The organism is Streptomyces phaeochromogenes, from assembly GCF_001418655.1.
GTDB classification, from domain to species: Bacteria; Actinomycetota; Actinomycetes; order Streptomycetales; family Streptomycetaceae; genus Streptomyces; species Streptomyces phaeochromogenes.
In genome coordinates, this window is sequence record NZ_LIQZ01000505.1 from 1 (window position 1) to 7439 (window position 7439).

The window sequence follows — 7439 nt, forward strand, 5'->3', positions numbered from 1 at the left end:
CCATCCGCCTGGGCCCCCGCTCCCTCGCCGCCCTCCTCCTCGTGAGCCTCGTCGGTGTGGCGGCGCTCACCTGGCCGTTCTTCAGTGGGCCGACGTCCCAGGTGAGTGCGCACGCCAAGGACGCGCCCTGGCTGTTCGCGGGGCTGCTCGTGCTGCTGGTCGGGGTCGTCGGGGCGACGATCTCCGAGTCGGGGCTCGGCCCCAAGGCCGTGGCCATGCTCGGCGTGCTCGCCGCGACGGGAGCCGCGCTGCGGCCGATCGGAGCCGGAACCGCCGGCATCGAGCCCATGTTCTTCCTGATGGTGCTGAGCGGGAGGGTCCTCGGGCCGGGCTTCGGATTCGTACTCGGCGCGGTCACGATGTTCGCGTCGGCGCTGCTCACGGGCGGGGTCGGGCCGTGGATGCCGTTCCAGATGCTGTCGATGGGCTGGTTCACGATGGGCGCGGGCCTGCTGCCGGGCCCGGACCGGCTGCGCGGCCGGGGTGAGCTGTCGATGCTCGCCCTGTACGGGTTCGTCGCGGCCTTCGCGTACGGCACGTTCATGAACCTGGCGGGCTGGCCCTTCATGGACGCGCTGTCGTCGAACGTCGCCTTCGACCCGCACGACGACGTGGACGCCAACCTGGCCCGTTTCGTCGCGTACTGTCTGGCCACCTCGCTCGGCTGGGACCTGGGCCGGGCCGTCGTGACCGTCGTTCTGACCCTCACGCTCGGCGCGACCGTCCTCAAAGCGCTCCGACGGGCCACCCGGAGGGCCGCCTTCGAGACCTCGGTCACCTTCGAGGAGCCACGTGATGCGGCGCCCGTCACACCGTCCGGCCGCACACCGTAGACACTTCAACCACTGCGGGTCACACCCGCCGTGAGGCGGCCCACAGGACTTAGGTCACTTGCTAAGCGCGGTAGTAGATCATTCCGCTTGTCATGCGCACGCCTTTATCGCCTCTGACCTGCGGATTGAGAGCCACGTCACAGAAGGACCTTTTGCGGCGGATACGACCACAACTAGCAAAAGGGGTCATTGCGGACGCCCTCCGAGCCTGTTTCTCTGGAGGAGTCGCAAGGCGCCGACGAGCCCACCCGGGCCTCGGCGCCAACGCATGCCAAGGCCTTACGGGTCACGGCGTACGAGCGACCGCCATGTCCCCGAAGGAAAAGGTTCTCTGTGTCCATCTCCACCCGCATCCGCCGCATCGCCACTCCGAAGAAGGCCCTCACCGGTGCCGCCGTGGCCGCTGCCACCGCCGGCATGGTGTTCGCGGCGGGCCCCGCTCAGGCCGCGGCCCCCGCGAAGGCTTCCCCCACCTCGGCCAAGGCGATCGCGCAGAAGATGATCCCGAACGACTCGCAGTACAAGGCGTTCAGCAAGATCGTCGAGCACGAGAGCGGCTGGAACGTCACCGCCACCAACTCCTCCTCCGGCGCCTACGGCCTGGTCCAGGCCCTGCCGGCGTCGAAGATGGCCTCCGCCGGTTCCGACTGGAAGACGAACCCGAAGACCCAGATCAAGTGGGGCCTCGACTACATGAACGACCGCTACGGCAGCCCGACCGGCGCCTGGAACTTCTGGCAGGCCAACGGCTGGTACTGACCGGCCCAGCAGCACCCCCCGTACGCGAAGGCGGCGGCCCCCGATCCCCGGGGCCGCCGCCTTCGCCATGTTCCGGTGGGGCGCATCCGGAATCTCGACGGCCGCCCGTGATGAACTTGCGAGCACCGAGCCCACCCGCGCCGACCGGAGGCCCCATGAGCGCCGAAGAGACAGCGGAGACAGACGGCCCCGAGCCCACGCGGACCCCCGACACCGGCCCCGATCCCGAGGCGCGCGGCCTGCGGCTGGTCGTCGTTCTGCTGGCCCTGACCGTGGTCAGCGGGCTGATCGACGCGGTGAGCTATCTCGGCCTCGAACACGTCTTCACGGCGAACATGACCGGCAACGTGGTCGTGCTGGGCTTCGCCGCCGCCGGCGCCCCCGGCTTCTCGGTGTCGCACACGCTGACGTCACTGGGCGCCTTCCTGGTGGGCGCGGTGGCGGGCGGACGCGTCGCGGTACGCCTGGGCAAGGGCTCCCGCCGGACCTGGGCCCGCCTCACGCTGGCCGCCGAGGCGGTACTGGTCGGTGCGGCCTCCGCGGTCGCCTTCGCCGCACCCGACGCGACCGCGACCGTCTACACCCTCATCGCGGTGACGGCCTTCGCGATGGGCCTGCGCAACGCGACCGTACGCAAACTGGGCGTCCCCGACCTGACGACCACCGTCCTGACGATGACCCTGACCGGCCTCGCAAGCGACTCCCGCGCCGCGGGCGGCACCGCCCACCACTCCCCCCGCCGCACGGCATCGGTGATCGCGATGCTCGCGGGCGCCCTGCTCGGCGCGTGGCTGGTGCTGAACCACGGCCTGGCCATTCCGTTGCTGGTCGCGGCGGGGGTGGTGGGGGTGCTGGCGGTCATGGCTTCGGGGCGGGAGTGAGGACGGCAAGATCGTCGAGCACTGGAGCGGCTGGAACGTCACCGCCACCAGCTCCTCCTCCGGCGCCCATGGCGAAGACGGCGGCCCTCGATCCCCGGGCCGGACGCGTCACTCCCAGTCGCTGCCGTTGAAGCCCCACCAGACGAACCGCGTGATGTCGATGTTGTAGTCGTCGATCACGCTCCAGGGGCTGGTGTAGACGCCGTCACCGCTGGGAGAGGTACGGAGGTAGTTCCCGTTCTGGTTCCGGAAGTAGTCGCCGTCGGCGGTCCAGAACTGTCCGGAACGGCCGTTCCCACAAGGCTCCGTCCGAACAGCGTTCGTCTCGGCCCCGACATCCGTGGTGAGGCAACCACCGTTGGCGTTGCTCACCAGTCGACGCATCGTGTGGCCACCCCACTGGTTCGACTCCGTGCCCCAGTGCCACCAGACGGAGCTGTTGTCCGGACAGGTGGTGCTCACCCAGACGTTGGTGCTCGCGGTCGACGAACGAAGACAGGGCTGTCCGAAGTCGTTGAAGTACGACCAGTTGGTCGCCGCCGCCGCGGGGGTGAGGGCACCCGCGACGGCCAGCAGGAGGGCGGAGAGCCCCATGGACAGGCCCAGTCTCAGCGAGGTTCTTCGAGATGTCATGAGCGCGAGAATCAAGGGGAGCGACGGACTTCCCATGACGCGACCATGAACACGACATGGCGTTCTCCGGTACCCGAGAAGTCGACCACCTCGACGCCAGGCGTCAACACCCCTACAGCGACGCGGAGTTACTGAGCCCGACAACCACCCCGCACTCGAACCACACGCTCTTCCCGCCGCCGGACAGGGGATCGACTCCCCACTTGTCGGCCACCGCGTCGAGCAGGACGAGCCCACGGCCGCCCTCCGCCTCCAGCGACAACTCGGCCGGAATGGACGGAAGGCGGGGGCATCCGTCCATGACCTCCACCCGAACCCCCGCCACCTGCCTCAGCAGCAGGAACTCACAGCGCCGGTCCGGGACATGGCGCACGACGTTGGCGAGCAGCTCGGTCACGCCCAGTTCCACGGCGTCGGTCAGCTCGGCCATCTCCCACTCGCGCAGGTACGACCGGACGATGCGGCGGACGTACTGCGGTGAGTGTTCGCCGACGGTGAGGCGCATGCGGTACTGGGTGGTGCGGGAGCCCGAGAGGGTGGGGGGAATGATGTAGTTCACCCCACAAGGCTGACCTCGCTTGACTACCCTCGGCTACAGAACGGATACAACTGGTCCGGTGGTGGGCCGAGTTGCACATCGTGCGAGAGAGGTCCGTGCGTGACCCACATCAACGTTCTCGACCCGGGCGCATCGCCGCTCGACTACTACGGGTTCGAGTTGCGACGGCATCGCGAGGCCGCCGAACTCACCCAGAAGCAGCTCGGCGACATCGTCAACTACACGGGCTCACTGGTCGGCCAGATCGAAACGGCCCGCAAGCTGCCCACGCAGAAGTTCAGCGAACGGGTGGACGCGGCGCTGGGGACGGGTGGGTTGTTGTCGCGACTCGTCGCGCTGGTAATGCGTAGTCAACTTCCGGCCTGGTTCCAGCAGGTGGCCGAGTTGGAGGCCCGGGCCACCGTGATCCACATCTTCCAACCTCAGCTGGTGCACGGCCTGCTACAGACGGAAATGTACGCCCAGGCTGTGCTCAGCGCCGTGAACGACAACGACCTGGACAGCCGGACCGCTGCGCGGATGGCGCGCCAGCACATCTTGGAGAAGGAGAAGCCTCCCGCGCTCTGGGCAGTCCTCACCGAGGCTGTGCTCTACCAGAAGATCGGCGGCGAGGAGGTCATGCGAGAACAACTGCTGAAGCTGTTGTCCTACGAGAGGCACCCTCGTGTGAGCGTCCAGATCCTGCCGTACGACACGGGAGTCCATGCCGGGCTGATGGGCTCCTTCGACATCTTCCACTTTGCGGGCGACCCGACCATCGTCTACAGCGAGGACTATGACACGGGGCATCCGACAGCTAATCCTGACGCCGCTGAGTCGCGATCGCTCCGTTACGATCATCTGCAGGCTGCGGCCCTGTCGGTGAAGGACTCGGCAGCGCTGATCCGGCGCGTGGTGGAGGAACGCTATGGGAAGCAACTCACGTCCAACCGGCGCCCAGTGGCGTAAGTCGAGCTACAGCGGTGACACGGGCGGTTCATGCGTAGAGTGCGCGCCGCTCGCCCCCCTCGCCTGGCGCAAGTCGACGTACAGCGGCGACCAGGGCGGCGAGTGCGTCGAAGTCGCCGACATACCCACCGCCCCCACCATCGCCATCCGCGACTCAAAGAACCCGGCGGGGCCGACGCTCACCCTCGACCCCGCCACCTTCACCACGTTCCTCAACTGGGCCGCTACAACCGCTGAATGATCGTCCCGGTCGCCAGCGCCCCGCCCGCGCACATCGTGATGAGGGCGAACTCCTTGTCCCTGCGCTCCAGTTCATGGAGTGCCGTGGTGATGAGCCGCGCCCCGGTCGCCCCGACGGGGTGCCCGAGCGCGATGGCGCCACCATTCACGTTCACCTTCTCCAGGTCCTGCTCGAAGACCTGGGCCCAGCTCAACACCACTGACGCGAAGGCCTCGTTGACCTCGATGACGTCGATGTCCTTGAGCGACATCCCGGCCTTCCCGAGGACCGCCTTCGTGGCGTCGATCGGGCCGTCCAGGTGGAAGTGCGGGTCCGACCCCACCAGCGCCTGAGCCACGATCCGCGCCCGCGGCCGGAGCTTCAGCGCCCGAGCCATCCTCTTCGACGCCCACATCAAGGCGGACGCACCGTCGGAAATCTGCGACGAGTTGCCCGCGGTGTGGACCGCCGTCGGCATCACCGGCTTCAGGCCGGCCAGCGCCTCCATGGACGTGTCGCGCAGGCCCTCGTCCCGGTCGACCAGGCGCCACATGCCCTGCCCGGCCCGCTGCTCGTCCTCCGTGGTCGGCACCTGAACGGCGAACGTCTCCCGCTTGAAGCGCTCCTCCGCCCACGCCGCCGCGGCCCGCTCCTGCGAGATCAGCCCGAGCGAGTCGACGTTCTCGCGAGTCAGCCCCCGGTGACGAGCGATCCGCTCGGCGGCCTCGAACTGGTTGGGAAGGTCTACGTTCCACTCGTCCGGGGTCGGCTTCCCCGGGCCGTGCTTCGAGGCGGCCCCGAGCGGCACTCGGGACATGACCTCGACGCCACAGCTGATCCCGACGTCGATGACGCCCGCCGCGACCATGTTGGCGACCATGTGGGAGGCCTGCTGCGAGGATCCGCACTGCGCGTTCACGGTCGTCGCCGCCGTCTCGTACGGCAGGCCCATCGCGAGCCACGCCGTACGGGCGGGGTTGCCGGACTGCTCGCCGGCGTGGGTGACCGCTCCGCCGACGACCTGCTCGACGCAGTCCGCCTGGATCCCCGTACGGCCGAGGAGTTCTCGGTAGGTCTCGCCCAGCAGGTAGGCGGGGTGCAGGTTGGCGAGCGCGCCGCCGCGCCTGCCGATGGGGGTGCGCACGGCTTCTACGATCACGGGTTCCGCGGCCATGGGGAGTTCCTCTCCTCGGGTCACCCGCGCGGCGCGGGCGTCCCGGCCCACCCGCCACGCTGAACTAGTACGCGTTCTAGTTCTGTCTGCAGTCTGCTGACCCGGCGTCCGTCACCGCAAGGGTCGTGCAGCTCCCGAAGTCGCGATCTGCACGACTTCCGCACGCAATTCGGGTCGTCGCACCTCTTGCCACTTGTAGAACCCGTTACTACCTTCACGGCAATTCCCGGTACCTGATGGACCGTCAGAACGCGACAGACCCGACCACCAGCACCCCCACTGCCGGAACTCGACCGACAGAACCCGACCGTCGCACGACCTGGAGTTGCCGATGACCTGTCCAGCGCTGCCCGACGGGTTCGATTTCACCGATCCCGACGTGCTGCACCACCGCGTGCCCTTCCCGGAGTTCGCCGAGCTGCGCCGGACCGAACCGGTCCGCTGGATCCCCCAGTCACCCAATCTCGCCGGTTTCGGGGACGAGGGCTACTGGGCCGTCACCCGGCACGCCGACGTCAAGTACGTATCCACGCACCCCGAGTTGTTCTCCTCCACCCTCAACACCGCGATCATCCGCTTCAACGAGCACATGGAGCGCGACGCGATCGACGCCCAGCGGCTGATCCTGCTGAACATGGACCCGCCCGAGCACACCCGGGTCCGCCAGATCGTCCAGCGCGGCTTCACCCCGCGGGCCATCCGCGCGCTGGAGGAGAACCTGCGCGGCCGGGCGGGCCGGATCGTGGAGACCGCGCTGGCGAACGCGGGCCCCGGCGGTTCCTTCGACTTCGTGACCGAGGTCGCCTGCGAACTGCCCCTCCAGGCGATAGCCGAGCTGATCGGCATCCCGCAGGAGGACCGGGCCAAGATCTTCGACTGGTCCAACAAGATGATCGCGTACGACGACCCGGAGTACGCGATCACCGAGGAGGTCGGCCAGGAGTCGGCCACCGAGATCCTCGCCTACGCGATGAACATGTCCGCCGACCGCAAGCAGTGCCCGGCCAAGGACATCGTCACCACGCTGGTCGCCGCCGAGGACGAGGGCAACCTCGGCTCGGACGAGTTCGGCTTCTTCGTACTGATGCTGGCCGTCGCGGGCAACGAGACGACCCGTAACGCCATCACCCACGGTATGCACGCCTTCCTCACCCACGCCGACCAGTGGGACCTCTACAAGCGGGAGCGCCCGGCGACCGCCGCCGAGGAGATCGTCCGCTGGGCGACACCCGTCGTCTCCTTCCAGCGCACGGCGACCCAGGACACCGAACTGGGCGGTAAGCAGATCAGGAAGGGCGACCGCGTCGGCATCTTCTACTCCTCCGCCAACAACGACCCGGAGGTCTTCGACTCACCGGAGGTCTTCGACATCACCCGCGACCCGAATCCGCACCTCGGCTTCGGGGGCGGCGGCCCGCACTTCTGCCTCGGC

Annotated in this window: 9 protein-coding genes; 6 read left to right on the top strand and 3 right to left on the bottom strand. The window is 68.4% G+C overall.

The window, feature by feature from the left end; translation table 11 throughout:
- Positions 1-2: 2 nt before the first annotated feature.
- The 3 genes from AOK17_RS44055 (at position 3) to AOK17_RS44065 (ending at position 2473) form a co-directional block, all read left to right on the top strand.
- The gene (locus AOK17_RS44055) at positions 3-833 is read left to right on the top strand and encodes an ECF transporter S component (protein ID WP_079053632.1); all 831 of its coding nucleotides are present in this window, start codon (positions 3-5) and stop codon (positions 831-833) included.
- A 333-nt stretch (positions 834-1166) separates the two neighbouring features.
- On the top strand, positions 1167-1592 hold the full coding sequence (locus AOK17_RS44060; protein ID WP_055618274.1) for an aggregation-promoting factor C-terminal-like domain-containing protein: 426 nt from the start codon (positions 1167-1169) through the stop codon (positions 1590-1592).
- Between the two features lie 155 nt (positions 1593-1747).
- Complete coding sequence (locus AOK17_RS44065) at positions 1748-2473, top strand: YoaK family protein (protein ID WP_079053633.1); 726 nt, start codon at positions 1748-1750, stop codon at positions 2471-2473.
- Positions 2474-2581: 108 nt separating this feature from the next.
- Here the strand turns inward: AOK17_RS44065 and AOK17_RS44070 are convergent, their stop codons facing one another.
- Together AOK17_RS44070 and AOK17_RS44075 are read right to left on the bottom strand one after the other, a co-directional pair.
- A complete protein-coding gene (locus tag AOK17_RS44070; RefSeq protein WP_157881535.1) occupies positions 2582-3106 on the bottom strand; it encodes an RICIN domain-containing protein in 525 nt (174 codons plus the stop codon).
- Between the two features lie 112 nt (positions 3107-3218).
- Positions 3219-3611, bottom strand: coding sequence for an ATP-binding protein (locus tag AOK17_RS44075; protein WP_055618281.1), 393 nt, complete (start codon positions 3609-3611; stop codon positions 3219-3221).
- A 153-nt stretch (positions 3612-3764) separates the two neighbouring features.
- Here AOK17_RS44075 and AOK17_RS44080 point away from each other — a divergent pair, with 153 nt between their 5' ends.
- Both AOK17_RS44080 and AOK17_RS49525 read left to right on the top strand, forming a co-directional pair.
- Positions 3765-4613, top strand: a complete 849-nt coding sequence (locus AOK17_RS44080) for a helix-turn-helix domain-containing protein (RefSeq protein WP_055618276.1) — start codon at positions 3765-3767, stop codon at positions 4611-4613.
- On the top strand, positions 4573-4854 hold the full coding sequence (locus AOK17_RS49525; RefSeq protein ID WP_079053634.1) for a DUF397 domain-containing protein: 282 nt from the start codon (positions 4573-4575) through the stop codon (positions 4852-4854). Before AOK17_RS44080 ends, AOK17_RS49525 begins: the two co-directional genes overlap by 41 nt.
- On the opposite strand, the gene AOK17_RS44090 is transcribed toward AOK17_RS49525, so the two are convergent.
- Positions 4838-6007 carry a steroid 3-ketoacyl-CoA thiolase gene (locus tag AOK17_RS44090; RefSeq protein ID WP_055618278.1) on the bottom strand — a complete coding sequence of 390 codons (1170 nt, stop codon included), beginning with the start codon at positions 6005-6007 and terminating at the stop codon, positions 4838-4840. The genes AOK17_RS49525 and AOK17_RS44090 overlap by 17 nt on opposite strands.
- Positions 6008-6338: 331 nt before the next feature.
- On the opposite strand from AOK17_RS44090, the gene AOK17_RS44095 reads away from it, so the two are divergent.
- A partial coding sequence (locus tag AOK17_RS44095) for a cytochrome P450 (RefSeq protein WP_055618279.1) occupies positions 6339-7439 on the top strand: 1101 nt, incomplete at its 3' end.